Source organism: Ramlibacter sp., from assembly GCF_050250995.1.
Lineage (GTDB): Bacteria > Pseudomonadota > Gammaproteobacteria > Burkholderiales > Burkholderiaceae_C > Ramlibacter.
Genome location: NZ_JBFWNP010000004.1, coordinates 122,667 through 146,015, shown reverse-complemented (window position 1 = coordinate 146,015; position 23,349 = coordinate 122,667). Strand labels below are relative to the sequence as shown.

The 23,349-nt window shown below is 68.9% G+C and carries 28 protein-coding genes; 12 read left to right on the top strand and 16 right to left on the bottom strand.

Features of this window, described 5'->3' with window-relative positions:
- Window positions 1-81 precede the first annotated feature (81 nt).
- Both AB7E83_RS06050 and AB7E83_RS06045 read left to right on the top strand, forming a co-directional pair.
- Window positions 82-261, top strand: coding sequence for a hypothetical protein (locus tag AB7E83_RS06050; RefSeq protein WP_428566517.1), 180 nt, complete (start codon window positions 82-84; stop codon window positions 259-261).
- Window positions 262-328: 67 nt separating this feature from the next.
- The gene (locus AB7E83_RS06045; protein ID WP_428566514.1) at window positions 329-1,357 is read left to right on the top strand and encodes a porin; all 1,029 of its coding nucleotides are present in this window, start codon (window positions 329-331) and stop codon (window positions 1,355-1,357) included.
- A 54-nt stretch (window positions 1,358-1,411) separates the two neighbouring features.
- Here the strand turns inward: AB7E83_RS06045 and AB7E83_RS06040 are convergent, their stop codons facing one another.
- Window positions 1,412-1,990 carry a hypothetical protein gene (locus AB7E83_RS06040; protein ID WP_428566511.1) on the bottom strand — a complete coding sequence of 193 codons (579 nt, stop codon included), beginning with the start codon at window positions 1,988-1,990 and terminating at the stop codon, window positions 1,412-1,414.
- Window positions 1,991-2,084: 94 nt separating this feature from the next.
- On the opposite strand from AB7E83_RS06040, the gene AB7E83_RS06035 reads away from it, so the two are divergent.
- Window positions 2,085-3,023 carry a 2-hydroxyacid dehydrogenase gene (locus AB7E83_RS06035; RefSeq protein WP_428566509.1) on the top strand — a complete coding sequence of 313 codons (939 nt, stop codon included), beginning with the start codon at window positions 2,085-2,087 and terminating at the stop codon, window positions 3,021-3,023.
- Between the two features lies 1 nt (window position 3,024).
- On the opposite strand, the gene AB7E83_RS06030 is transcribed toward AB7E83_RS06035, so the two are convergent.
- On the bottom strand, window positions 3,025-3,819 hold the full coding sequence (locus AB7E83_RS06030; RefSeq protein ID WP_428566506.1) for an IclR family transcriptional regulator: 795 nt from the start codon (window positions 3,817-3,819) through the stop codon (window positions 3,025-3,027).
- 84 nt (window positions 3,820-3,903) lie between these two features.
- Here AB7E83_RS06030 and AB7E83_RS06025 point away from each other — a divergent pair, with 84 nt between their 5' ends.
- From AB7E83_RS06025 to AB7E83_RS06015, 3 genes are read left to right on the top strand one after another with little or no spacing between them, the layout of a single operon-like run.
- Entirely contained in the window at window positions 3,904-4,485 is a 582-nt protein-coding gene (locus AB7E83_RS06025; protein ID WP_428566505.1) for a hypothetical protein, read from the top strand.
- A gap of 17 nt (window positions 4,486-4,502) precedes the next feature.
- On the top strand, window positions 4,503-5,843 hold the full coding sequence (locus AB7E83_RS06020) for a Rieske 2Fe-2S domain-containing protein (RefSeq protein ID WP_428566502.1): 1,341 nt from the start codon (window positions 4,503-4,505) through the stop codon (window positions 5,841-5,843).
- Entirely contained in the window at window positions 5,840-6,826 is a 987-nt protein-coding gene (locus tag AB7E83_RS06015; RefSeq protein ID WP_428566499.1) for a Bug family tripartite tricarboxylate transporter substrate binding protein, read from the top strand. The genes AB7E83_RS06020 and AB7E83_RS06015 overlap by 4 nt, the downstream gene beginning before the upstream one ends.
- A 112-nt stretch (window positions 6,827-6,938) precedes the next feature.
- On the opposite strand, the gene AB7E83_RS06010 is transcribed toward AB7E83_RS06015, so the two are convergent.
- Window positions 6,939-8,141 (bottom strand): MFS transporter, encoded by a 1,203-nt coding sequence (locus AB7E83_RS06010; protein WP_428566497.1) that lies wholly within the window; start codon window positions 8,139-8,141, stop codon window positions 6,939-6,941.
- Window positions 8,142-8,571: 430 nt separating this feature from the next.
- Between AB7E83_RS06010 and AB7E83_RS06005 the strand changes: the two genes are divergently transcribed.
- The 4 genes from AB7E83_RS06005 to AB7E83_RS05990 all read left to right on the top strand — a co-directional run bounded on the left by AB7E83_RS06005 (window position 8,572) and on the right by AB7E83_RS05990 (window position 11,104).
- Window positions 8,572-9,102, top strand: a complete 531-nt coding sequence (locus AB7E83_RS06005; protein ID WP_428566494.1) for a TlpA family protein disulfide reductase — start codon at window positions 8,572-8,574, stop codon at window positions 9,100-9,102.
- Window positions 9,099-10,214, top strand: coding sequence for a transglutaminase-like domain-containing protein (locus AB7E83_RS06000; RefSeq protein ID WP_428566492.1), 1,116 nt, complete (start codon window positions 9,099-9,101; stop codon window positions 10,212-10,214). The genes AB7E83_RS06005 and AB7E83_RS06000 overlap by 4 nt, the downstream gene beginning before the upstream one ends.
- 96 nt (window positions 10,215-10,310) lie before the next feature.
- Window positions 10,311-10,709 (top strand): RidA family protein, encoded by a 399-nt coding sequence (locus tag AB7E83_RS05995; RefSeq protein WP_428566490.1) that lies wholly within the window; start codon window positions 10,311-10,313, stop codon window positions 10,707-10,709.
- The gene (locus AB7E83_RS05990) at window positions 10,706-11,104 is read left to right on the top strand and encodes a RidA family protein (RefSeq protein ID WP_428566488.1); all 399 of its coding nucleotides are present in this window, start codon (window positions 10,706-10,708) and stop codon (window positions 11,102-11,104) included. Before AB7E83_RS05995 ends, AB7E83_RS05990 begins: the two co-directional genes overlap by 4 nt.
- 10 nt (window positions 11,105-11,114) lie before the next feature.
- Here the strand turns inward: AB7E83_RS05990 and AB7E83_RS05985 are convergent, their stop codons facing one another.
- From AB7E83_RS05985 to AB7E83_RS05970, 4 genes are read right to left on the bottom strand one after another with little or no spacing between them, the layout of a single operon-like run.
- On the bottom strand, window positions 11,115-12,008 hold the full coding sequence (locus AB7E83_RS05985) for an MBL fold metallo-hydrolase (protein ID WP_428566485.1): 894 nt from the start codon (window positions 12,006-12,008) through the stop codon (window positions 11,115-11,117).
- On the bottom strand, window positions 12,008-13,519 hold the full coding sequence (locus AB7E83_RS05980) for a tripartite tricarboxylate transporter permease (protein ID WP_428566482.1): 1,512 nt from the start codon (window positions 13,517-13,519) through the stop codon (window positions 12,008-12,010). Before AB7E83_RS05980 ends, AB7E83_RS05985 begins: the two co-directional genes overlap by 1 nt.
- A gap of 7 nt (window positions 13,520-13,526) precedes the next feature.
- On the bottom strand, window positions 13,527-13,961 hold the full coding sequence (locus tag AB7E83_RS05975; protein ID WP_428566480.1) for a tripartite tricarboxylate transporter TctB family protein: 435 nt from the start codon (window positions 13,959-13,961) through the stop codon (window positions 13,527-13,529).
- Complete coding sequence (locus tag AB7E83_RS05970; protein WP_428566478.1) at window positions 13,958-14,932, bottom strand: Bug family tripartite tricarboxylate transporter substrate binding protein; 975 nt, start codon at window positions 14,930-14,932, stop codon at window positions 13,958-13,960. The genes AB7E83_RS05975 and AB7E83_RS05970 overlap by 4 nt, the downstream gene beginning before the upstream one ends.
- Window positions 14,933-15,127: 195 nt before the next feature.
- Here AB7E83_RS05970 and AB7E83_RS05965 point away from each other — a divergent pair, with 195 nt between their 5' ends.
- Window positions 15,128-16,507, top strand: coding sequence for a S41 family peptidase (locus tag AB7E83_RS05965; RefSeq protein ID WP_428566475.1), 1,380 nt, complete (start codon window positions 15,128-15,130; stop codon window positions 16,505-16,507).
- A gap of 86 nt (window positions 16,508-16,593) precedes the next feature.
- On the opposite strand, the gene AB7E83_RS05960 is transcribed toward AB7E83_RS05965, so the two are convergent.
- Complete coding sequence (locus tag AB7E83_RS05960; RefSeq protein ID WP_428566472.1) at window positions 16,594-16,863, bottom strand: BrnA antitoxin family protein; 270 nt, start codon at window positions 16,861-16,863, stop codon at window positions 16,594-16,596.
- A complete protein-coding gene (locus AB7E83_RS05955; protein ID WP_428566470.1) occupies window positions 16,847-17,149 on the bottom strand; it encodes a BrnT family toxin in 303 nt (100 codons plus the stop codon). The genes AB7E83_RS05960 and AB7E83_RS05955 overlap by 17 nt, the downstream gene beginning before the upstream one ends.
- 180 nt (window positions 17,150-17,329) lie before the next feature.
- On the opposite strand from AB7E83_RS05955, the gene AB7E83_RS05950 reads away from it, so the two are divergent.
- The gene (locus AB7E83_RS05950) at window positions 17,330-17,977 is read left to right on the top strand and encodes an NAD(P)H-binding protein (protein ID WP_428566467.1); all 648 of its coding nucleotides are present in this window, start codon (window positions 17,330-17,332) and stop codon (window positions 17,975-17,977) included.
- Between the two features lie 39 nt (window positions 17,978-18,016).
- On the opposite strand, the gene AB7E83_RS05945 is transcribed toward AB7E83_RS05950, so the two are convergent.
- The 7 genes from AB7E83_RS05945 to AB7E83_RS05915 form a co-directional block, all read right to left on the bottom strand.
- A complete protein-coding gene (locus AB7E83_RS05945; RefSeq protein ID WP_428566466.1) occupies window positions 18,017-18,937 on the bottom strand; it encodes a pseudouridine-5'-phosphate glycosidase in 921 nt (306 codons plus the stop codon).
- A 72-nt stretch (window positions 18,938-19,009) separates the two neighbouring features.
- Complete coding sequence (locus AB7E83_RS05940; protein WP_428566463.1) at window positions 19,010-19,822, bottom strand: transporter substrate-binding domain-containing protein; 813 nt, start codon at window positions 19,820-19,822, stop codon at window positions 19,010-19,012.
- Between the two features lie 88 nt (window positions 19,823-19,910).
- On the bottom strand, window positions 19,911-20,873 hold the full coding sequence (locus tag AB7E83_RS05935) for a Bug family tripartite tricarboxylate transporter substrate binding protein (RefSeq protein WP_428566461.1): 963 nt from the start codon (window positions 20,871-20,873) through the stop codon (window positions 19,911-19,913).
- Between the two features lie 50 nt (window positions 20,874-20,923).
- Window positions 20,924-22,123: an MFS transporter gene (locus AB7E83_RS05930; protein WP_428566458.1), complete on the bottom strand. Its 1,200-nt coding sequence runs from the start codon at window positions 22,121-22,123 to the stop codon at window positions 20,924-20,926.
- 16 nt (window positions 22,124-22,139) lie between these two features.
- On the bottom strand, window positions 22,140-22,484 hold the full coding sequence (locus AB7E83_RS05925) for a type II toxin-antitoxin system HicB family antitoxin (RefSeq protein ID WP_428566455.1): 345 nt from the start codon (window positions 22,482-22,484) through the stop codon (window positions 22,140-22,142).
- Window positions 22,481-22,675, bottom strand: a complete 195-nt coding sequence (locus tag AB7E83_RS05920; protein ID WP_428566453.1) for a type II toxin-antitoxin system HicA family toxin — start codon at window positions 22,673-22,675, stop codon at window positions 22,481-22,483. Before AB7E83_RS05920 ends, AB7E83_RS05925 begins: the two co-directional genes overlap by 4 nt.
- A gap of 100 nt (window positions 22,676-22,775) precedes the next feature.
- The gene (locus AB7E83_RS05915) at window positions 22,776-23,345 is read right to left on the bottom strand and encodes an MOSC domain-containing protein (protein WP_428566450.1); all 570 of its coding nucleotides are present in this window, start codon (window positions 23,343-23,345) and stop codon (window positions 22,776-22,778) included.
- Between the last annotated feature and the right edge of the window lie 4 nt (window positions 23,346-23,349).

The following is a 23,349-nucleotide window of genomic DNA, read 5'->3' as shown; positions in this document are numbered from 1 at the left end:
CAAGCCGCCACGTGCAGGGTTGAGCCAGGTCCTCACACTGGACGCAATTGCAGAGAAATTGCAGAGAGAAAGGTTTTTTCCATGTTCGGCCTGCCCACCGAGTTCTTCCCCTTCTTCTTCGCCGCGCTGGCGGCGCTCTTCGGATTCTTCTTTTCGCGCCGCGGCCAGGGAGAAGCGATCCACTTCGCGAGCCGCATCCTGTATGCGGTGGCGGCGGCCTGCGTCATCATTGGCCTGTGGGTCGTCGTGATGCAGAGGTAACGGCACGCCTCTTGCACTCCGCCCGTTTCCGCAGCTCGACTGCGGCAACAACAACCGGAGTGAAGAAATGGCGATCCTTGGAAGAATGCTGCTCGCGGCGGCGGGCGGCGTGATTGCGCTTGGTGCGCATGCGCAGAGTTCGGTGCAGCTCATGGGCACCGTCGACACCTTCGTGGGGAGCATGCGCATGGCCGGCGACACGGGGCGGCGCACCGTGGTGGGCAGCGGCGGCATGACGACCTCGTGGTTCGGGTTCAAGGGCACGGAAGACCTCGGCGGCGGCCTCAAGGCGAACTTCGCGCTCACCGCGTTCTTCCAGGCCGACAGCGGCACCGCCGGGCGCTTCGCGAACGACCCGTTCTTCTCGCGCGACGCGAACGTCTCGCTCTCCGGCCGATTCGGCACCGTGATGCTGGGCCGCGGCCTCGCGCCGAACTTCCTGCCGACGATCCTGTTCAACCCGTTCGGCGACTCGTTCACCTTCTCGCCCCTCGTCCTGCACAACAACGTGCCGCTGTTCAACCCTTCGGGCTGGGCCGCGACCACACCCTCGGACACGGGCTGGGCCAACGAGATCCTCTACACGACGCCCAATTTCGGCGGGCTCACCGCGAACTTCCACTACCAGTTCGGCGAGGTCGCCAACGACAACGGCGTGCGCAACTTCGGTGCGAACCTGCTGTTCTTCAAGGGCCCATTCGCCGCGACCGCCTTCTACGAGAGCGACGACTTGAGCAACCCGGTGCCCGCGCGCTTCACCGGCGACGCGCGCCGCACCGACTGGATGCTCGGCGCCTCATGGGACTTCACGGCCGCGAAGCTGTTCGGGACCTACGGCCGCTCGCGAACCAGCATCTCGCCGCTGGAGAGCCGTACCGTGTCGCTCGGCGGCACGGTGCCGGTGGGCGCCGGCAAGATCATGCTGGGCACGGCGCGCACCGAATACACGCCGGGCCGCACGCGCCGCACCACGACGGTGGGCTACGACCACAACCTGTCGAAGCGGACGGACGTCTACGTGAACGTGATGCGCGACACCATCACCACGTTCTCGGGCGGCACGAGCTTCGGCGCGGGGATCCGCCACAGGTTCTGAGGCCGGCCCGCCGCGCGGCCGGGCGACCGGGAGCATTGCCGCGGCGGTCGTGGGCTAGTCCTTCCGCTGCGCGAGGCAGAACGAAGTCCTGTACGTGTGATCCGCACCCCAGGTGCGCCAGCCGCTCACGTCGAGGTGGATGCGCCCGCTCGGGTAGCGGCTCAGGCCCATGTTCCACTTGCGGCCTTCGTCGCGCCAGAACGCGCACAGCTTGGTCACGTCGATGGACGGGCCTTCGGCGGTGAGGTCCAGCGCCCAGCTCACGGTGTGGGCGCTGCGCGGCGCGCCGTTGGCGCAGGCATTCAGCGCCGGGTTGCGATAGGCGGAGGCGCCATCGACCTCCTTGAGGATTTCGCGCTTCTTGAGCTCCGCCACCAACGCGACGACCTCGCGCATCACGGGCCAGTGACTCTTCGGCGGGATCTCGAATTGAGGCGCCTTGCACCTGCGCCAGTCGGTCGCGGTGCGCAAGAGCGAACGCGTGGGAACGATGCCGTTGAGCTTGCGCTCGGCCAGGAAGTCCTCCAGTTGGGTGACCGGATGGTGGTTGAGCCAGGCGTCGAAGGCGGCGGCATCGTCGGGTTCGGGGGCGGCGCGGGCGGGAGCAAAGGCGAGCAAAAGGAGAAGTGGCAACAGACGAACACGGCGCATGGACAGGAGTGTGCCGCGAGCGGCCCGTTTTCGCCGAGTGCGTAACATGCGGTGCCTCAGCACGGCCGGAATCGCCATGAAACCCCGCATCCTCGAAAATGCCCGCATCCCGCCCCTCGAGGCCGCGCTCGCGCGCGAGTACGACGTCCACCCGCTATGGAAAGAGGCCGACGCGGCCGCTTTCCTGCGAGAGCACGGACGCGAGTTCACCGGGCTCGTCACCGGCTCGCTCAAGGGTGCGAGCGGCGAGCTCATCGATGCGATGCCGAACCTGCAGGTCATCGCGAACTATGGCGTCGGGTACGACACGATCGATCTCGGCGCCGCCCGGCGGCGCGGCGTGGCCGTGAGCACCACGCCCGACGTGCTCACGGACTGCGTCGCGGATTTCGCCTTCGGCCTGCTGATCGCCACCGCGCGCCAGCACGTCGCCGCCGACCGCTTCGTGCGCGACGGCGAGTGGAAGCCCGGCGTGTTTTTCCGCGTGACCACGCGCGTGGCGCGCAAGCGCCTCGGCGTACTCGGCCTCGGACGCATCGGGCAGGCCATCGCGCAGCGTTCGACGGGCTTCGGCATGGAGGTGCGCTACCACTCGCGTCGTCCCGTGGCGCAAGCGCGCTGGACCTACGAACCCTCGCTGCGCGAGCTCGCGGCATGGTGCGACTTCCTCGTGGTCGCCTGCGCCGGCGGCGAGGCGACGCGCCACCTCGTGAATGCCGAGGTGCTGGACGCGCTCGGCCCGCACGGCTTCATCGTCAACATCGCGCGCGGCACGGTGATCGACGAGGCCGCGCTCGTCGCGGCGCTGAAGAACAAGCGCATCGCCGGCGCCGGACTCGACGTGTTCGAGCACGAGCCGAACGTTCCGCGCGAGTTGCTGGAGGCCGACAACGTCGTCCTTGCGCCGCACACCGCCAGCGGCACGCAGGAGACGCGTCGGGAGATGGGCGAGCTCGTGCTCGACAATCTGCGTTCGTGGTATCGGGACGGCAGGCTGCTGACGCCGGTGGCGTGAGCTAGCCGTTCTTCAGCGCAAGCTCCAGGCTCTTCACCATCGCGACGAGCCGCGGGCCGATCTCGTTCTCGAGCATCCCCTTGCGAAGCTGCTTGACGTTCGAGACGCAGTTGAACACGAGCCGCTCGCCGTCGACCGGCCGCTTCAGCGGGACCGCGACCGCGCGCACGGCGGGGTCCATGTGCTTTTGCAGGATGCAGCAGCCGGTGCGCGGGAATTCGCGCAGGCTGCGATCGATGGACCGGTGGTAGTCCTTGAACAGATCGGGCATCTTCACGCGGACTTCGTTGAGCAGGCTCTCCCGTTCCGCCCTGTCGCAGGCGACGAGATACGCGTGCCCCATCGACGAGGAGGCGATGGGCAGCCAGCGGCCGATGTCCGAGAACTGCGGCGCGAACACCGCGCGGCTGCGGCTCGTCTCCACGTAGACGATGCCGAGGCGGTCGCGCACGCCCATCGACACGGAGCAGCCGAGCAGGTCCGCGAGCTCGTTCATCGCCGGCCGCACGACCTGCCGCAGGCGCACCCGCGCGAGCATGGGATAGCCGAGCGACACCACCGCGGAGCCGAGCTGGTACTTGCTCGAATGCATCGCATGCCGCAGGTAGCCGAGACGCACGAGCGTGTACGTGAAGCGCGAGATGGTGGGCCGCGGCAGGCCCGTGCGCTCCGCAAGCTCCTTGTTGCCGAGGAAGGGTTCCTCGGGCGTGAAGCAGCGCAGGATCTCGAGCCCGCGCGCGAGCGTGGTCGCGAACTGGCGGTCTTCCAGCGTGTCCTCGTAGATCGGCGCGGTCAAACGAAAATTCAACATAGCGAAACTCCGCTCGTTTTCTAACACCGCGGACGGGTACTGTCACCTGCAAAACGCGGAGACAAGTCAATGAAGTTCGACATCCTGCAGCGGGCGCCCGCCATGGAGGCGGCCATCGCGCGCACCACCAACAAGAGGCACCTCGCCATCCTCGAGAACTACCGCCGCCACGCGATCCTCGAGGTGTGCGGCCTGTACGAGGGAATCCTCGCGCCCGACATGATCGTGCCGAACCCGGTGTACCGCTTCCACACGCCCAAGGGCACGCGCGTCATCGAGGGCATGGAGGCCGTGCGCGCGGAATACCAGAGCTACGTGGACCAGAACACGACGGTCATCTACCACACGCAGGAGCACTGCGCGGTCGACGACGACGGGCTCTACACCGAGTACGTGTCGCACCGCTTCTTTCCCGGCAAGGTGCTGCTCGCGATGGGGGACTCCATCGACGACCCCGACGCCACCTACATGGCGACGCTCACGCAGTCGATGTTCTGGCCGTACGACGAGGAGGCGCGTCTCGTCGAGGAGCGCGTGTACCGCGGCAACGACCGCAAGCTGCACCGCTGCGAGCCCGACGAGGTGATCACGATGCAGGAGTGCCGCGACAAGCTGATGCCGCTGCTGCGCCCGGTCGCCAAGGTCCGCTGACGGCGGGGCCACGCATCATGCTGAGCTTCGCCGACAACGAGATGCTGACGCGCACCGGGGAGGGCACGCCCATGGGCACCCTCTTCCGCCGCTTCTGGACGCCCTTCCTTCTCTCGCAGGAACTGCCCGAACCCGACGCGCCGCCGGTGCGCGTGCGCGTGATGGGCGAGGACCTCGTCGCGTTCCGCGACACGCGCGGGCGCGTGGGCCTGGTCGAGCCGCAGTGCCCGCACCGCGGCGCGAACCTCTTCTGGGGCCGAAACGAGGACAACGGCCTGCGATGCGCCTTCCATGGCTGGAAGTTCGACGTGGAGGGCCGGTGCGTCGACATGCCGTGCGTGCCAAACGGCGCGAACTACATGAAGACGATCCGGCTGAAATCGTACGAGGTCGAGGAGCGCGGCGGGATGCTCTGGGCCTACATGGGCCCGCCCGAAGCGAAGCCGACCTTTCCCGCGATCGAGTTCACGATGCTGCCTGCCTCGCACGTCTTCGTGTCGAAAAAACTGCAGGAGTGCAACTGGGCGCAGGCCTGCGAGGGCGGCCTCGACACGGCGCACTTCTCGTACCTGCACATGGCGGTGTCGGCCTCCGAAGAGGAGTTCATGAAGACGATGTCGCGCGCCGACGCGAGCCAGCAGTTCCAGCGCGTGAAATGGATGAAGGACGACGGGGCGCCGCGTTTCACCATCATCGCGCACGACGCGGGCATCGTGATCGGCGGCGCGCGCACCGCGGACCCCGGCAACACGTACTGGCGCATCAGCCAGTTTCTGATGCCCAACCACGGCTACACGCCCAATGCGTTTCCCGGCGAGAGCTATCACGGGCAGACCTGGATCCCGATCGACGACCATTCGTGCTGGATCTACTGCTACACGTGGAACCCGGAGCGCCCGATCACCGAGGCCGAGCGCCGCAAGTACGCGGGCGGCTTCGCGGTGCATGCGGAAGTCGACGAGAAGTGGATTCCGATCCGCAACCGCTCGAACGATTACCTGATCGACCGCGTCGAGCAGAAGCACCGCAGCTTCACCGGCATCACCGGCGTGTCCGAGCAGGACGCATGCATCCAGGACAGCCAGGGCTGGATCGCCGACCGCACGCGCGAACATCTCGGCCCCACCGACATGGGCGTCGTGCAGTTCCGCAAGCTCGTGCTCGGCGCGGCAAAGGCTCTGGCAGGCGGCGAGGAGCCGAAGGCCGCAGGAGCGCCGCAGGCCTACGCCGTGCGCTGCGGCGGCGCCATCACGCCCGATGCCGTGCCGCTCGCCGACGTGATGACGCAGCGCTTCGGTTCTCCCACGGGGCGCTACGACGCGCCGAGTCCCCAGTCCACGGAAGGAGTCGCATCGTGATCACGTTCCTCAGGAAGGCCGTTCTTGCCGCCTTCGCCCTCTCCGGCCTCGCCCTCGTGCCGGCGGCCGCGTTCGCGCAGGCCTACCCGAACAAGCCGATCCGCATCGTGGTGCCCTACGACGCGGGCGGTCTGTCCGACGTGACCGCGCGCAACATCGGCAAGGAGCTCACCGCGCGCCTGGGCCAGCCGGTGCTGATCGAGAACCGGCCCGGCGCGACGCAGATCATCGGCGCGTCCTACGTGGCGAAGTCGCCGGCCGACGGCTACACGCTCTTTTTCGCGAGCCTCACCTCGATGGTGCTCAACAAGCATGGCTTCGCGAAGCTCGCGTACGAGCCGCTGAAGGACTTCGCGCCGGTCACGCTCGTCACGCAGACGCCGCTCTTCCTCTTCGTCAACGACAAGTTTCCGGCGAAGACGTTGCCCGAACTCGTCGCCGCGGCGAAGGCGAAGCCCGGCGCGTATTCGTATCCGTCGCTCGGCCACGGCAGCAGCTATCACGTGGTCATGGAAATGTTCAAGGCGGTCAATGGCATCGACGTGACGCACGTGCCGTACAAGGGCAGCGCGCCCGGCCTGCAGGCGCTGCTGAAGGACGAGGTGCAGATGATGTTCGACGTGGGCGGCATCTCCACGCAGTACATGAACGAGGGCAGGCTGCGCGCGCTCGCCGTCACCGGCGCGAAGCGCAACCCCGGCCTTCCCAACGTTCCGACGCTGGGCGAACTCGGCGTGCCCGGTTTCGAATTGAGCTTCTGGTTCGGCATCGTCGCGCCCGCGGGCACGCCCAAGCCCATCGTGGACAAGCTGTCCGCCGAGATCGGCCAGATCGTGCAGGCGCCCGACTTCCGCGAGCGCGCGCAGAAGACGGGCTACACGACGGTGTCGACCACGCCGGCCGAATTCGCCTCGCTGATCGAGGGCGACCTCGGCCGGTGGGAAAAGATGTTCAAGGCGGCGAAGATCGAGCCGCAGCAGTGACCGGCGATGTCGAGGGCGCGGAGCCGATGCGGCGCTTCGAATACCTTTTCAGCGTGAGCCGCCTCTGGCTGTTCCGGGGCCCGATGAAGCACTTTTCATCGGGCCACCTTGGTCACTCGTCCGAGTTCGACGCGTCCTTCCCCAGCATCGTCACGGCGGCGAGCGCGGCGAGAACCGCCAGCGCGAGAAAGCCGGCGGTGTAGGTCCCGCCGAACGCGAGCAGCTGCGAGAACAGGAACGGCCCCAGCATCGAGCCGCCGAACAGGAAGAACTGCGTGCCGCCGGCCGCGCGCGCAAGCTGGTCACGGGGCACCACGCGCACCAGTTCGGCGAAGAAGACGCCGTTCCACCCCATCGCCGTCGCGCCCGCGATGACCATGACGACACCGACGAGCGGCACCGACGGGGACGCGGGCAGGAAGGCCAGGCCGACGGAGGCCGCGGCCATGGCGAAGCCGAAGATCGAGAGCAGGCGGCGCGGGGGAAACCAGCGGTCGGCAATGTGGCCCGCGGTCACGCGCGTGATCACGGAGGCGAGCTGCGCGATCGCGAGCATGCCCGCCGCCTGCGCGAGTGGCAGGCCGAGACGCACGAGCAGCGACACGGCATAAGTGACGAAGCCGAGCTGCATCGTCGCGTAGGCCATGGCCATGAAGCTCAGGCGGCGCAGCGACGGCTCGCGCGCGGCATGCAGCAGGGACTCGACCCAGGGCTGCCTCGCCGGCGATGTTTTGGGCGACGGCGGATCGAGCAGCGGCCTCGCGGGAATCAGCACGACGGCCAGTGCGACCAGCGCAGCGGCGGTCGCGAAGAGCGCGGCCTGCCAGCCGATCGTCGCGAGCGTGGCGGGGAGGACGAGGCCGGCCAGCGCGATGCCCGCCGGCACGCCCGCCTGCTTGATGGCGAAGAACAGTCCCGGCGAACCCGGCGGCGCATGGCGCCCGAGGATCACGGCGGCGGCCGGGTTGACCACGCCGTGGCCGATACCGATCACGACGGCGGCGAGCAGGAGCATGGCCGCCGTGCCGGCGCCCGCAAGCGCGATGCCGCCCGCGATGCACACGAGCACGACTTGCGTGCTGCGCAACGCCCCCACGCGCCCCATCCACGACGCGCACGCGACGCCGGAGAGCATGGCGACGAGGTAGATCGTGGCGGTGAACAGGCCCACGCGTTCCGGCGCAATGCCCAGCTGCGGCGCCACGGCCGGCGCAACGACGGGTGCGAAGGCCGTGACGAAGCTGGCGAAGAGCTGGGCCGCGAGCGTGGCTTGCAAGGCGAGCCAGGGGCGGGGAACGAGCGGGTCGGCGGTCAAATCGCGGACGATCTTACCGGCTCGCAATCTTCTCCTGGCGGCGGCGCATGACTCCGGGCGTGCCCACATGGGCGTTCCATCGACGCACGGTCCCAGGCTGAGCCGGACAGCCGTAGGCACCTGCCTACGCGCAATGCCCCCGCCGACCACGGCGAGACCCGGTGCCGCCCGTCACGCTGCGCATGGCGCCCGGCTTATCGTTTCAACAACACGAAACCCAACAAGGAGAGCAACATGCCCGTCATTCTTTGGCTACTCGGCGTCCCCCTCAGCCTGATCCTGCTGTTCATGCTGATCTTCTGAGGCAGCGCGCAACTTCGAAAAAGCGGAACCTCTGCCGTTCCGCTCCCCGCCGGGCGCCGTGAGGCGCCCGCGGGCCTTTCAGGGGTTGCGGGCGAGTGGGTATGATTCTTTTCTCTCATATCCCGCGATGTCCCTCTTTCCCCGCCGTCACGTGCTGGGCGCCCTCGGCGCAGCCCTCCTCGCGCCGCGCCTCGCGAGCGCGCAGGATGCCTTCGCGTCGACCGCCTGGCCGGCGGGCAGACCCACGCCTGCGCTCGATGCCCCCGACCTCGACGGCAAGTCGCGCACGCTCGCCGACTGGCGCGGCCGCGTCCTCGTCCTGAACTTCTGGGCGAGCTGGTGCGCGCCCTGCCGCACCGAGCTGCCCTCGCTCGCGCAACTCGCGCAGTTCCACGGTGGCGAAGGCGTCGCGGTGGCCACGGTCAATTTCAAGGAATCCGCGCGGCTGGTGCGCCGCTTCCTCGAGCCGCGCGGCCTCGACCTCGCGGTGCTGCTCGATCCGGCCGGTACGGTCGCGGCCCGCTGGGGCGTCAAGATCTTCCCCACCACCTTCCTCGTCGATGCCGGGGGCCGCGTCCGCTGGTCCGTCCGCGGCGAAGCCGACTGGACCGGCCCCGAGGCCACCCGACTCATCTCCACCCTTTTGAAGACACCATGAAAATCGATCGCAGACATTTCATCGCCGCCGGCGCCGCCAGCGGCCTCGGCCTTCCGGGCCTCGCGTTCGCCCAGGCCGCAGGCACGCCCGCCGTGCCGGCCGGCGCCAGCAAGCCGTTCGACGCGACCTGGCGCACGTTCGACGTGACGACGCGCGTGAATCTGAAGCGCGCCGATGCGCCCTCGCAGTTGTGGCTGCCCCTGCCTTCGGTCGACGGCGAGTGGCAGACGCCGATGGTCGAGTCCTTCATCAGCAACGGCAAGGCGCGCGTCACGGCCGACCCGCGCACCGGCGTGCGGATGCTTCACGTGCAGTTCCCCGACAGCCGCGAGCCGATGGCCGAGGTCACGAGCCGAGTGCGCACGCGCAGCCGGCCCGATGCGATGACGACGCGTCCCTTGCAGCGCGACGACGCCGCGAGCCTGCGCAAGTGGCTCGCCCCGACCGAGATGATCCCCACCGACGGCATCGTCCGCACGACGGCGCAGAAGGCCGTGGGGACGGCGAGGACCGACGTCGACAAGGCACGTGCGATCTACGACTGGGTGGTGAACAACGCGCACCGCGAACCCAAGACGCGCGGCTGCGGCGAGGGCAACGTGAAGGCGATGCTCGAGTCGGGCGACCTGTCGGGCAAGTGCGTCGACCTCAACTCGCTCTTCGTCGGCCTGTGCCGCTCGGTCGGCCTGCCCGCGCGCGACATGTACGGCCTGCGCCTCGCGCCCTCGGCCACCGGCTACCGCGAGCTCGGCGCGAATCCGCAGCGCCTCGACGGCGCGCAGCACTGCCGCGCGGAGGTGTACCTGCAGGCGCACGGCTGGGTGCCGGTGGACCCGGCGGACGTCGCGAAGGTGATGCGCCAGGAAACGCCGCAGTGGATCAAGTCGGCGAAGCACCCGCTCATCACACCGGTGTACGCGCGCCTGTTCGGCACGTGGGAGGGCAACTGGCTCGCCTGGAACGATGCGCACGACGTCCACCTGCCCGGCGCGAAGTCGAAGACGATCTCGTTCCTGATGTACCCCGTGGCCGAGATCGGCGGCGAGCGCATCGACTCGTATTCCCCGGCGGATTTCGCTTATTCGATCGCGGCGAAGGAAGTGACGGCTTAAAGGGCGACCTTCGGGCCGCTGTAGCCGAAGATACAGACGCCCCCCGCCGCCCCGCACGAAGATGAAGGCCTCCTCCCCGAGCGCCTTCGTCTCACCATGCAGCGTCAAGTCATCGTTCCCCCCACCGGCCTGCTGCCGCACCGGCCGTATTCGCCGGCCGTGCTGGCCGGCAACATGCTCTACGTGTCCGGACACACCGGCAGCGACCCCGTGACCCGCGAGTTCGCGGCGGGCATCGAGGCGCAGACGCGGCAGGCGCTCTCGAACATCAAGTCCGTGGTCGAGGCCGCGGGCGGCACGCTCGCCGACATCGCCAAGGTCAACGTGTTCATGGTCGACATGCCGAGCGACTTCGAGGGCATGAACGCGGTGTTCAAGGAATTCTTTCCGGAGGCGCCGCCCGCGCGCAGCACCGTCGGCGTCGCGCATCTCGCGCGCGCGGGACTGCGCGTCGAAATCGAGGCGGTGGGCGTGCTGCAGGAGCGCGCGAAATGACGCGCCGCGCCGTCTTCCTCGAAGGCGCGAAGCACACGCTGCCGTTCTCGCCCGCGCTCGTGTGGCGCGACATGGTGTTCGTCTCGGGGCAGGTGGGCAAGGACCCGGCCACCGGCGAGTTCCAGCCGGGCATCGCCGCGCAGGCGAGGCAGACGCTCGAGAACGTGCGCGCCGTGCTGCAGGCCGCCGGCAGTTCGATGAGCGACGTGCTGCAGGTCACGATCTACATGACGGACATGCAGGGCGAATTCGCCGAGCTCAACACGGTGTACCGCGAGTTCTTCCCCGAGGGCGTGCGCCCCGCGCGCTCGACCGTCGGCATCTCGCATCTCGCCCTCCCGGGCCTGAAGGTCGAGATCGACGTCGTCGCGGCGGTGTCTTCCGCCGCTTCCTGATCTTCCCCGATCAGGGACTGTCGGCCGCGACGAAATCGAGCGCGAAGCCCGCGCCCTCGCGCCGGATCGCCGCCACATACGGCGCGGCGAAGTGCGTGGGGAACAGCAGCGCGGGCGAGTCCGCGCACCACGCCAGAACCTCCCGGCGCGTCTTCACGGCTTCTTCGGGCACCTCGCAGAACGCGCTGTTCCACTCCGGGTGATAGACCTGCGTCGCATGGTGCAGCACATCGCCGCAGAACAGCGCGCGGGCCTTGTCGTCGACAAGCTTCAGGACCACGTGGCCCGGCGTGTGGCCCGGCGAGGGCTCGATGGTGAGCAGGTCGCCGAGGGTGTGCGAACGATGCTCGAGCATCTGCGCCTGCCCGGCGCGCACGACGGGCAGCACGCTGTCCTCGTACACGGCGGCTCGGTTCGGGTCCATCCCCTGCATGCGCCGAGGGTTCCAGCGCGCATCGTCCCGGTCGGAGAACAGGTACTTCGCGTTCGGAAACGTCGGCACCCACTTGCCGTTTTCCAGCCGCGTGTTCCAGCCCACGTGGTCGGCGTGCAGGTGCGTACACAGGACGATGTCGACGTCCTCCGGCTTCACGCCCGCCGCCTCCAGGTTCTGCATGTACGGCGTGTCGAGCTGGTGGAAGCGCGGCATCCACGGCCGATCCTTGTGGTTGCCGCAGCAGGCGTCGACCAGCACGATCTTGCCGCCGGTGCGGATGATCCACGAGTGCATGCTGGACACCAGCCGGTCGTGCTCCACCGAGTAGTGGTTGGGCATGCGCGGCAGCAGTTCCATGAAGGTCGCGCGGTCGAGGCCGACCAGGAACTTCTCGGGCGGAAATCCGCCCACGCCCACCTGCTCCTCGATGCGCGTCACGCGCGCCGAGCCGACCTGCCAGCTGTTCATCATGTTGTCTCTGTATTGGCGTTGAGCACGGGCACCCTGGCGCGCAGCTTCGGCACGAGCGTCCACACCGCAAGGATGACCGCAAGGGCGAGGCACACGGCCGACATCGGCCGGGTGACGAAGAAGGACCAGTCGCCGCCGCTCGTCATGAGGCCGCGGCGCATGTGCAGTTCCAGCAGCGGCCCGAGCACGAAGCCCACCACCAGCGGCGTGAGGTCGTAGCCGTTGCGCCGCAGCAGGTAGCCCACCACGCCGAAGAAGCCCATCTGGAACAGCTGGAACAGCGAGCCCGTGGTGCCGTAGACGCCGACGACGCAGAAGACGAGGATGAGCGGGAACAGCACGCCATACGGCACGCGCAGCAACTGCACCCAGATGCCCACGAGCGGCAGATTCAGCACGAGCAGCATGACGTTGCCCACGTACATGCTGGCGACCACGCCCCAGAACAGCTCGGGATGGTTCACCATCAAGAGCGGCCCCGGCTGCACGCCATGGATCATGAACGCGCCGAGCAGGATGCCCAGGATCACGTTGGGCGGGATGCCGAGCGTCAGCAGCGGAATGAACGACGCGCTTGCCGCCGCGTTGTTCGCGGCCTCGGGCGCGGCCACGCCTTCGATCGCGCCCTTTCCGAAACGCTCGGGCGTTTTCGAGAAACGCTTTTCGACCGCGTACGAGAGGAACGACGCGATCACGCCGCCGCCGCCCGGCAGCAGGCCGAGGAAGAAACCGAGCACCGAGCCGCGCGCGATGGGCTTCGCGCTTCGGCGCCAGTCGTCGCGCGTCGGCAGGAGGTTCCTGATTTTCGTGTCGACGACCGTGCGCGTCAGGCGCGACTCGAGGTTCATCAGCACCTCCGACACGCCGAACAGGCCGATGACGAGCGTGACGACGTCGATGCCCTCGATCAGCGCCGGAATGTCGTAGGTGAAGCGCGTGCCGCCGCTCACGAGGTCGCTGCCCACCAGGCCGAGCACGATGCCGAGGCTGGCGGTCATGATCGCCTGCGGAAGCGAGCCCGAGGACAGGCAGCCGATCAGCACGAGGCCCAGCACCATCAGGCTGAAATACTCCGCCGCGCCGAACGACACCGCCACCTTGGCGAGCGGCGCGGAGATGAGCGTGAGCGCGATCACGCCGAGCGTGCCCGCGATGAACGAGCCGATGGCCGCGATGCCGAGCGCGGGTCCCGCGCGGCCCTGCAGCGCCATCTGGTGACCGTCGAGGCAGGTGACCACCGACGATGCTTCGCCGGGGATGTTGACGAGGATCGACGTGCTCGAGCCGCCGTACATCGTGCCGTAATAGATGCCCGCGAGCAGCACCACGCCGGCCGTGGGCGACATGCCCGCCGTCACCGGCAGCAGCAGCGCGATGGCCGCGGCGGGCCCGATGCCCGGCAGCACGCCGACCAGGGTGCCCAGCAGCACGCCGATGAAGCAGTAAAGGAGGTTGGCCGGCTGCAGCGCCACCTGCAGGCCGAGCAGGAGTCCCGGTGCGAAGTCCACGATGCGTTCAGCCGAGGATGCCGGGCGGCAGCTGCACGCCGAGCGCGAACTTGAAGAGCGCGTACGAGGCGGCGGTCGCGCCCGCCGCGACGATCAGCGCGCGGCTCCAGCGCAGTTCCGCGAAGGCGACGAACAGCACGAGGAGCAGCGCGAACGTCGAGAGCACATAGCCCAGGCGGACGAAGACGAGGAAGTACGCCACCAGCACGCCGCACAGCGCGACGACGCGCGCCGACACGGCGGGGGCGGGCTGCCACGTGCCTCGGACGATGCGCACCGCAGCACGCCCCGCGGCGATGGCCGCGATGAGGATGCCGAGGCCGAACGACACCATGCCCGTGCCCGGCTCGGCCTGCGTGCCGAGCCCGTGCACACGGGACTGCCATGCGATCAGCACACCCAGCACCACCCAGAACAGGGTGCCCAGCCAGGACAGGATCACTTCGTGTCTTTCTCCGCGAAGCGCCGCACCACTTCGCCGATGCGCACTTCCTCCTCGAAGGCCCACTTGCGGAAGTCCGCCGGGCCGAGTTCGAACAGGTCCATGTCGTACTGAGCCATCAGCTTCATGTGCTCCGGCTCGTGCATCGCCTTGCGGAAGGCGCCGTAGATCTTGTCGACGACGGCCGGGTCCATGCCGGCCGGGCCGATCAGGCCGAAGGGCGTGGACTCGACGATGTCGATGCCGACTTCCTTCAGCGTGGGCACGTTGGGCCAGCGCTTGCTGCGCTTGTCGCCCCAGGTCACGAGCAGGCGGAACTGCCCGGAGTCGACGAAGGGCGCCCAGGCGCTGCCGTCGGCCGAGGCCATGACGTGGCCGCCGAGCACGGCCGCGTTGTTCTCGGCATTGCCGCGCGAGGGCACGTGGCGCAGCTTGATCCCGGTGGCCGCGGCGATGCGCTCCATCGTGAGGTGCAGGACCGAGTTGGTGCCGAAGGTCGTGTACGTGAGCTGGCCCGGATTCGCCTTTGCATAGGCGACGAAGTCCTGCCAGGTCTTCAGCGGCGAATCGTTGCGGACCACGACGCCGAAGCGGAAGGCCGAGAGGCCGCCGATGTACGTGAAGTCCTTCTTGAAGTCGTAGGAGACCTTCATCATGTGCGGCATGCGCAGGACGGCGGTGGTGAGCTGCGTGATCGTGTAGCCGTCGGGCTTGGAATTCGCCGCGACCGCCGCGGGCGCCATCGTGCCCACGCCGCCCGGCTTGTTCTCGACCACGATGGGCTGGCCGAGATGCGGTGCGGCCAGGCGCGCGAGCAAGCGCAGCTGCGTGTCGGGAATCCCGCCGGCCTGCCAGGGAATGACCAGCGTGACGGGTCGGGACGGATAGGCCTGCGCCGCGGCCTGCAGCGACAGCACGGCGAGCGAGGCGGCGAATCCGGCGTGGAGGAAAGTTTTCAGAATGCGCAGCATGGCGGGCCTTGAATCGGTGAAAGGGTGCGATTTCGATTTTGTGGGCGGCCCGCGCATTCTTTCTGTGTCCAGCGATACAAAGTCCGGCCGCGTGCATCGGGCCGGACCCGGTGTCATACTGCGTTTCACGCTTTACCCTGTGGCCCGGCGATGAAACGATTGTCTGTTGCGCAACGTCTCCTGGCAGCCGCCAGCATGCTCCTTGTCGCGGGGGCATCGTCCGCCGCGTCGCCCACGATTCCGGGGCACACGGTCGCCGCCGTGCAGTCGGCCTTCGAGCACTCGGTCGTGCCCGGCGAGCCGGCCGCGCACTACCGCGACCTCATCGCCACCGTCTTCGAACGCATCGAGCGCAGCTACGCGGCCGAGGTCGACGTTTCGGCGCTGGCCGCGAACGCGCTGAAGTCGATGGAACCGGTGGTACCCGGCACGGGCGAGCCGGCCGTCGTGTTCAAGGCCGCGATCAACGCGGCGCTCAAGACACTCGATGGGTATTCGCGCTACATCGACCCGCAGTCGCACGCCAACGAGCGCAGCGAATCCGGCGGCAGCTTCGGCGGGGTCGGCATGCAGGTCGAGCCCGGCGAAGGCGTGGTGCGCGTGGTCTCGACCATGCCCGGCAACCCGGCCGAGCGGGCGGGCGTGAAGGCGGGCGACCTGATCCTGCGGATCGACGACGTGCCGCTGCAGGGCGTGCCGCTCGCCGACGCGATCGCGCGCATGCGCGGGCAGCCCGGCACCACCGTATCGGTCACCTTGCGGCGCGGCGGCGCCGAGGCCTTCACCGTGGCCATCACGCGCGACACCATCCGCCGGCAGACCGTGCAGTGGCGCATGGAGGGCGACGTGCTGGTGCTGAAGCTCGCGTCGTTCACGACCGGCGTGGCGGTGGAGATCGAGAAGGCGGTCGCGCTCGCGAGCGCGGAGAAGATGCCGCGCGCGGTCACGCTCGACATGCGCGGCAACCCCGGCGGATTGCTTCGCGAGGCCGTGCTCATCGCCGACCTGTTCCTGAGCGAAGGCACCATCGTCTCGCTGCGGCGCCGGCCGCCTTCGAGCTACAGCACGCGCAAGGCCGATGCGAACGAGATCCTGCCCGGTGTGCCGATGGTGGTGCTGATCGACGGCCGCTCCGCGTCGGCCTCCGAACTCGTCGCCGCCGCGTTGCAGGAGAACGGCCGCGCCAAGGTGATGGGCCAGCGCAGCTACGGCAAGGGCACGGTGCAGACGACCTATGGCCTCGGCGAGGCGAAGGGCGCGCTGAAGATCACCACCTCGGTGTATCACGGGCCGCTCGGGACCACGGTGAACAAGAGCGGGGTGGCGCCGGACATCGAGTTGGTGAGCGGTTCGCCGTCATCGGCCGCCGCCACTGCAGCCGCCGTCGCGGCGGCAACCGGACCCGATGCCGTTTCCGCGCCCGTGGTCGCAGCCGCACGCATCGACCCGAGCCGTTGCCCAGCGCTGTACAAGGTGACCGACTTGCCGGTCGCGTGCGCGGTCGGTTATCTGCGCACGGCGGACCTGGACGGGTTCATGTCCGAGCTGGCGGAGCGGGCGGAAAGGGCGCCGTAGTGACGGGTTCCTCTATGCCTTCGACAAATTGTGCGAATTGCGCATGACCGTCCCCTGTCTTCGTCCGGCCGCAGACGTGGCCCCCTCTAGTGGCTGTGGAGTTTTTCCTGTAGCCACACCTTGATCAAGGACTGATATGGGACGTCCCGGGCATTGGCCGCCATCTTGATCGAGTCGAGCAGATGCTGAGGCAGTCGCAAAGAAATTGTCTTCGTGGTCGGTTTCAGGTTGGGCAATGTCACTTTCTGCGCCTGGAACCAGTCGACATGATCGGTCGATCCGTTCGTTTCCCAGTAGTCGCGCTCGGCCTTTTCGGTCGCGAACCGCGGCAGGGGCTTCTTAGCCGGCTTGTTCATAAGCCAATCGCTCCTTCCTGTGCATGTCCCGGGCGGAAATCACCCGGATCAATGTTCCCGCCTTGCGCAGAGTGAAAGTGATGTGCAGGGCGCGCTCGTCATCGGTCTTTCCGAGCGCATGCACTCTCACCTCTTTACTGCTGTGAGCCAGGTCTTCCAGAAACAGCAGCGGGACGTTGAAGAAAACCTGCTCGGCCTCCGCCATGGAGACTCCGTGCTTCTCTTCGCTCTTCCGGGAGTTGCCGCTGTCCCAGTTGAAGCCCGATATCCTGGCGAGGTCGATCACGAGTGTATATTACCATCATGTACAGAGGCTAGGCGTGATCCAGCGTCGACCCAGGCGACCCGGATGCAGGATGACAGAACGGCATCGCGCACCGCATCTCTTCCATGCATGGCGCGCCTGTAACTACAATGTCCTCATTCTTTCCTCGCGAGCCGCGCCATGGACTCTCCGAATCGCCCCGTGAAATCCAGGCGCCGCACCGTCGCCCTCGCCGGCGCCACGGGCCTCGTCGGGCAGGCGCTGCTCCAGGGGCTGCTCGCCGACGACACGGTCGATGCCGTGCATGCGCTCGGGCGCCGTCCGTCCGCGCTGACGCATCCCAAGCTGCATTGGCAGGTCGTCGATTTCGCGAAACCCCTTTCGCTGCCGCGCATCGACGAGGTGTATCTCGCGCTCGGAACGACCATCAAGGTCGCGGGCAGCCAGGATGCCTTTCGCGCGGTCGACCACGACGCGAATCTCGCCGTGGCGAAGGCCGCGCTCGCCGCAGGTGCGCGGCAGGCCGGGCTCGTGAGCGCGATGGGCGCGGACGCGCGCTCGAGCGTCTTCTACAGTCGCGTGAAGGGCGAGACCGAGGATGCGCTCGCGAGCCTGCCCTTCGACGGGGTCGTCATCGCCCGGCCCTCCATGCTCGTCGGCGACCGCACGCAACTCGGCCAGCCCGAGCGGCGCGGCGAAAAGATCGCGGAGTCCATCGGCCGCGTGCTCGGCCCGCTCGTGCCGGCGAACTACCGGCCCATCGACTCGGTCAAGGTGGCGAATGCGCTGCTGCGGCGCGTGCCTGGAGCGCGCGGCAAGGTCGTGGTGCCGTCGGGGACGATGCAGTAGGGCGTGCGCCCCGCGCCGACTCGCACTCGCACGCGACGCTCACCGCGCCAACGCAACGGCGAGCCTCGCTCCCACCTCCGCGTTGTGCTTCACCAGCGCGATGTTCGTCGCCAGGCTGCGCCCGCCGGTCAGCGCGCGAATGCGGGCGAGCAGGAAAGGCGTGACCGCCTTGCCGGCGATGCCCTGCGACCGCGCATCGGCCAGCGCCTGTTCGATCAGCGCATCGATCTCCGCGCGCGGCATCTCGGCCTCGGCGGGCACGGGCGCGCTCACGACCACGCCGCCCGCCAGGCCGAGGTCCCATTTCGTGCGGATGAATCTTGCCTGCGCCGCCGCGTCGTCGATCCGCCGGTCCGCCGCGAAGCCGCTGTCGCGCGTGTAGAACGCGGCGAAGTTGTCCTGGCCGCAACTCACCACCGGCACGCCATGCGTCTCGAGGTACTCGAGCGTGAGGCCGATGTCGAGAATGGACTTCGCGCCCGCGCACACCACGGCCACCGACGTTCGCGCGAGTTCCTGCAGGTCGGCCGAGATGTCGAAGCTCTCCCCCGCGCCGCGATGCACGCCGCCGATGCCGCCCGTGACGAACACTTCGATGCCCGCGAGCGCCGCGCAGATCATGGTGCCGGCTACCGTGGTCGCGCCGAGCTCGCCGCTCGCGAGCACGGCCGGCAGGTCGCGCCGGCTCACCTTGTGCGCGTCTTTCGCCTGTGCGAGCAGCGCCAGGTCTTCATCCGCCAGGCCGACGCGGATCCTTCCGCCCATCACCGCGATGGTCGCGGGCTCGGCGCCATGGTCGCGCACGACCGCCTCGACCTCGCGCGCCGTGCGCAGGTTCTCGGGATACGGCATGCCATGCGCGATGATGGTGGACTCGAGCGCGACGACCGGCCGCTTCGCGGCCTGCGCGGCGGCGATGGCGGGGCTGCGCTGGAGCCAGGCGGCGGCGGGATCGGTCATCGGGGACGATGGTAGATCACGCCGCCCTTCGGCGGACGCGATCCGCGACGGCAGCGGCGCAGGCCGCGCCCGCTACTTCACCATCCCCTTCAGGCCGGCACGATCGGCGGCGCGCTGCAATTCGCCGTTGCGGCGGACTTCGTCGGTGAACATGCGCAGGTAGGCCAGTCCCGCCGCATCGCGCCCCTTGGGCAGCGCCGCGGCGAAATGCTCGGTGCCCCATCGGCCCTCGAGCACGCGCGAGCCGGGCACGCGCTCCCCGAGTTCGTGGAGCACGGCCTTGTTCGTCGCGAACCCGTCGACCTGCATCGTGATGAGCGCCTCGCGCGCCGCGGCGAGCGAGGGGAAGCCGCGCACCTTGGACAGCCGGAACCGCCCGCCGAGCGTGCGCTCCGAGGTGCTGCCCTGACTCACGCCGATGACGAAGCCCGACTGGTCGATGCCGTCGATCGACGTGATGCGCGGCGTGGGCGGCACCAGAACGCCGAGTTCGAGGTCGACGAGCGTCGAGGCGAAATCGAGGGTGGCCGCGCGCTCGGGCGTGGCGTTCGTGATGATGAGGTCGGCGTCGCCGCGCCGCACGGCGGCCAGCGAATCCGGCAGGCGCGGATACACGACGAACTTCACGGGCACGCCCAGCCGGCCGGCCAGCGAGCGGCCGAGGTCCACGCTCACGCCGCGCATCTCTTCCACGGGCGCGGTCGCGACGAGGGACATGGGGCTGCCCGCGATCAAGGCGACGCGCAGCTCGCCCGTGGGCGCGAGTGCGGCGCGAGCGCCGGCAGGAGGCATCGACGGCGTTGCGCAGCCCGCCAAGATGGCCAAGCACGGCAGCGCGCCGACGAGCGCGCGGCGGGTGGTCGAGGGGGTGCCGGAACGTGTCATCGGGAGTGCTCCTTGTGGCGCGAGTTTCCCGGGGCTTCGCGTTCGGCGCAAGAGGGGAAGTCGCGGCCTCGCCCGCCGCCGCCCAGGGTCACTGCCGCGGGACGCCCGCGCGCGCGATCACCTCCGACCAGCGCCCGATTTCGGACGACAGGAGCTGCCGCAACTGCTGCGGCGTGCCGCCCGCGGGTGTCACGTTGAGTTCGGCGAGCTGCCGGCGCAGCGCCGCGTCCTGCAGCGCCTTGTTCGCCTCCCGGTTCAAGACGGCCACCACGGCGGGCGGCGTCTTCGCGGGCGCCGCCAGCGCATTCCACGACGCGACGTCGAAGCCGGGCACGCCGCTCTCGGCGACCGTGGGCACGTCCTTCACCCCGGCCGCGCGCTTCGCGCCCATCACGGCCAGGGGCCGCACCGCCTTCGCGGCGATCTGACCCATCATCGGGCCGAGGATCTCCACGGCCACGTCCACCTGTGCGCCACGCAGGGCATTGAGGACGGCGGGCGAGCCGTTGAACGGCACCACCTGGAAGTCGACCCCTGCCGCCGTCTTCAGCAGCTCCGCCGACAGATGCTGCGTGCTGCCCACGTTGACCGTGCCCACGTTCAGCCGGCCCGGGTTCGCCTTCGCGAACGCGAGCATCTCGCGCAGCGAGGCGAAGCGGCTCTTCGCATCCGCGATCACGGCGATGTCGAAGTAGCCGAGCGTCACCACCGGCGCGAAGTCCTTCTGCGCGTCGAAGGGCAGCGACCTGAAGAGACCCGCGCTCACCGCCGTCGCGTTGCTCATGAGCAGCAGCGTGTGGCCGTCGGGGTCGGCACGCGCAACCGTCTCGCCGGCCACGACGCCGCCGGCGCCGGGCTTGTTCTCGACGACCACGCCCTGGCTGAAGGAGTCGCCGAGCGCCTTCGCGACCGCGCGCGCGGTGAGGTCGGCGATGCCGCCCGCGCCGAAGGGCACGACGATGCGGATCGGCTTCGCGGGGAAGGCCTGCGCGGCGGCGAGCGCGGGCAGCGTGGCGGCGCTTGCGGCGATGAAGTGGCGGCGACGGAGCATGCGGGGATTGTCGCTGGCGGCGCCCGAGCCCTGAGCCCTGAGCCCGGTCTTCAATGCAACGTTTCGCGCTCGGCCAGCGGCCTGAACAGGCGACCCCAGCTCCAGGCGACCGCGATCGTGCCCACGCCGCCGAGCACCACCGAGCCGACAGGCCCGAGCCAGGCCGCGGTCACGCCGGACTCGAACTCGCCCAACTGGTTGCTCGCGCCGATGAAGAGCGTATTGACCGCCGCCACGCGGCCGCGCATGAGGTCGGGCGTTTCGAGCTGCACCAGCGTCTGGCGGATGACCACGCTCACCATGTCCGCCCCGCCCGACAGTGCGAGCATGAGCACGGACAGCCAGAACGACGTCGACACGCCGAACACGATGATGCACACGCCGTAGACGGCAACGGCCATCAACAGCTTCCTGCCCACGCCGCTCGACGGTGGATGCCGTGCGAGGAAGAACCCGACGAGCAAGGCGCCCACCGCCGGCGCCGAGCGCAGCACGCCCAGGCCTTCGGGGCCGACGTGCAGGATCTCCTTCGCGAAGATCGGCAGCAGCGCGGTCGCGCCGCCGAGCAGCACCGCGAACAGGTCGAGCGACATGGCCCCCAGCAGCAGGCGGCTCGATGCGATGTAGCGGGCGCCCGCGAGCAGCGTCGCCATCGTCACCGGCTCGCGCGGCGGCGGCACGTGTTCGTAGCGCACGAGCAGGCACATGACGGTCGACACGCAAAAGAGCACGGCGCAAGTCGCGTAGACCGCGTTCACGCCCGCGGCGAAGATGAGTCCGCCGAGCGCCGGCCCGCCGATCACCGCGGCCTGCATGCCCGCGGAGCTGAAAGCCGTGGCGCGAGAGAGCAGCGACAGCGGCACCAGGGAAGCGACGAGCGCCTGCTGCGCCGCCATCTGGAAGGGCCGCAAGCCGCCGAGCACGAGCGAAAGCACGAGCAGCAGTTCGCGCGTCACCGAATGGCCGAGCGTCTGCAGCGCGAGGAAAAACGCAACCGCCGCCTGCAGCGCGATGCAGGTGGCCACGATGCGGACGCGGTGATACCGGTCGGCCGTGTGGCCGGCGAAGAGCGTCGTGGCCACCGAAGGCGCGAACTGGAAGAGCCCGACCAGCCCGAGGTCCCAGGCGCTGCCCGTGAGCTCGTACATGTGCCAGCCGATGGCCAGCATGAGCATCTGCGACGCGGCGACGGCGGCGACGCGCGCCGCCCAGAAGCGCACGAAGGACCGGTGTTCGAAGAGTTCCTTCATGCGGGCCGCATCGCGCTCACGGCGCGGCGATCCGTTGCTGCAGCGCCTCCTGCGCCAACGCGTTGATGCTCTTGCCTTCCGCTTGCGCGACGATGGCGAGACGCTCGTGCAGGTCCGGTGGAATCCGCAAGTTGAACTTTCCGGAGTAGTTCCGCCGCGGCTCGATTCCTTTTTCCCGGCAAACCTCCAGGAAGACGCTCAACGACCTCCGGAATTCGGCGCGAAGCTCCCGGGGGTTCTTGCCATAGAAGTCGGCACCCCCGTTCAGCCCCAGGATTTCTCCCCGGAACAGATCGAGATCCGCGTCGTACTCGATCTTCGCCGTGAACCCGTCGACGGTCATGACATTCATGGCATTCATGGCATTACTCCGTGTTGCTCGAGCCATTTCCGAATGCTGGCGATCGCGCCCTTGTCCGTGTCGGGAGAGGGGTGAGGCCGGTGGAATACCCGCACCTCGTCGAACAGGAACACCGCAACGCGGCTGCCTTCGCGTTCGGAAATCTCCGCGCCCAACTCATGGAACAAAGCCTCGACGTCGCGCCATTGCACGTTCGAGCTGGTGGGATGCGCAATACAGCTTCGAGGGTGCGCTGGTGCTTTCGCCTCATCGAACGAGATGGTACCAGAAGCCGGTACCGCTCGCGACTTGTCAGACGGGAGCGAGCGGCCGATGCGGCTGCGCCGGCAGCCGCACCGCCACCGCGTCGCCCGCACGCACGATGCCGCCCGCGAGCACGACGCCCATCACGCCCGCCTTGCGGATCACGCCGCCGTCCTCGTCCCGGTCCACGACTTCGGCGAGCAGGCCGCGCCGGAATCGCTCGATCTGCGAGCAGGGGTTGCGCAGGCCGGTGACCTCCACGACGGCGGTAGCGCCAATCTGCAACTCGGCGCCGGTCGGCAGCGCCAGGAGGTCGATGCCGCGGGTGGTGATGTTCTCGCCCAGCGCGGCCGGTGCGACGTCGAATCCCTTGCCGGCCAGTTCGTCGAGCAGCTCGGCGTGGATCAGGTGAACCTGCCGCAGGTTCGGCTGCGTCGGATCGCGCGCGACGCGCGAGCGGTGCTTCACGGTCGCGCCGCTGTGCGCATCGCCGAGGACGCCGAGGCCCTCGACCAGCGCGATGTCGGTGGCGGCGACTTTGGAGAAGGCGTGTTTCGATGCGGCGGCGACGGCAACGACACGGCCGGCCGGGGGGCGGCGGGAGGTAGGCTTGGGCATGGAC

Bases quoted from the DNA above. Each gene is read 5' to 3' on its own strand.
- AB7E83_RS06050 (WP_428566517.1), top strand. From the start codon at position 82: ATGTTCGGCCTGCCCACCGAGTTCTTCCCCTTCTTCTTCGCCGCGCTG.
- AB7E83_RS06045 (WP_428566514.1), top strand. From the start codon at position 329: ATGGCGATCCTTGGAAGAATGCTGCTCGCGGCGGCGGGCGGCGTGATT.
- AB7E83_RS06035 (WP_428566509.1), top strand. From the start codon at position 2,085: ATGAAACCCCGCATCCTCGAAAATGCCCGCATCCCGCCCCTCGAGGCC.
- AB7E83_RS06025 (WP_428566505.1), top strand. From the start codon at position 3,904: ATGAAGTTCGACATCCTGCAGCGGGCGCCCGCCATGGAGGCGGCCATC.
- AB7E83_RS06020 (WP_428566502.1), top strand. From the start codon at position 4,503: ATGCTGAGCTTCGCCGACAACGAGATGCTGACGCGCACCGGGGAGGGC.
- AB7E83_RS06005 (WP_428566494.1), top strand. From the start codon at position 8,572: ATGTCCCTCTTTCCCCGCCGTCACGTGCTGGGCGCCCTCGGCGCAGCC.
- AB7E83_RS06000 (WP_428566492.1), top strand. From the start codon at position 9,099: ATGAAAATCGATCGCAGACATTTCATCGCCGCCGGCGCCGCCAGCGGC.
- AB7E83_RS05995 (WP_428566490.1), top strand. From the start codon at position 10,311: ATGCAGCGTCAAGTCATCGTTCCCCCCACCGGCCTGCTGCCGCACCGG.
- AB7E83_RS05990 (WP_428566488.1), top strand. From the start codon at position 10,706: ATGACGCGCCGCGCCGTCTTCCTCGAAGGCGCGAAGCACACGCTGCCG.
- AB7E83_RS05985 (WP_428566485.1), bottom strand. From the start codon at position 12,008: ATGAACAGCTGGCAGGTCGGCTCGGCGCGCGTGACGCGCATCGAGGAG.
- AB7E83_RS05970 (WP_428566478.1), bottom strand. From the start codon at position 14,932: ATGCTGCGCATTCTGAAAACTTTCCTCCACGCCGGATTCGCCGCCTCG.
- AB7E83_RS05965 (WP_428566475.1), top strand. From the start codon at position 15,128: ATGCTCCTTGTCGCGGGGGCATCGTCCGCCGCGTCGCCCACGATTCCG.
- AB7E83_RS05960 (WP_428566472.1), bottom strand. From the start codon at position 16,863: ATGAACAAGCCGGCTAAGAAGCCCCTGCCGCGGTTCGCGACCGAAAAG.
- AB7E83_RS05945 (WP_428566466.1), bottom strand. From the start codon at position 18,937: ATGACCGATCCCGCCGCCGCCTGGCTCCAGCGCAGCCCCGCCATCGCC.
- AB7E83_RS05940 (WP_428566463.1), bottom strand. From the start codon at position 19,822: ATGACACGTTCCGGCACCCCCTCGACCACCCGCCGCGCGCTCGTCGGC.
- AB7E83_RS05935 (WP_428566461.1), bottom strand. From the start codon at position 20,873: ATGCTCCGTCGCCGCCACTTCATCGCCGCAAGCGCCGCCACGCTGCCC.
- AB7E83_RS05930 (WP_428566458.1), bottom strand. From the start codon at position 22,123: ATGAAGGAACTCTTCGAACACCGGTCCTTCGTGCGCTTCTGGGCGGCG.
- AB7E83_RS05925 (WP_428566455.1), bottom strand. From the start codon at position 22,484: ATGAATGCCATGAATGTCATGACCGTCGACGGGTTCACGGCGAAGATC.
- AB7E83_RS05915 (WP_428566450.1), bottom strand. From the start codon at position 23,345: ATGCCCAAGCCTACCTCCCGCCGCCCCCCGGCCGGCCGTGTCGTTGCC.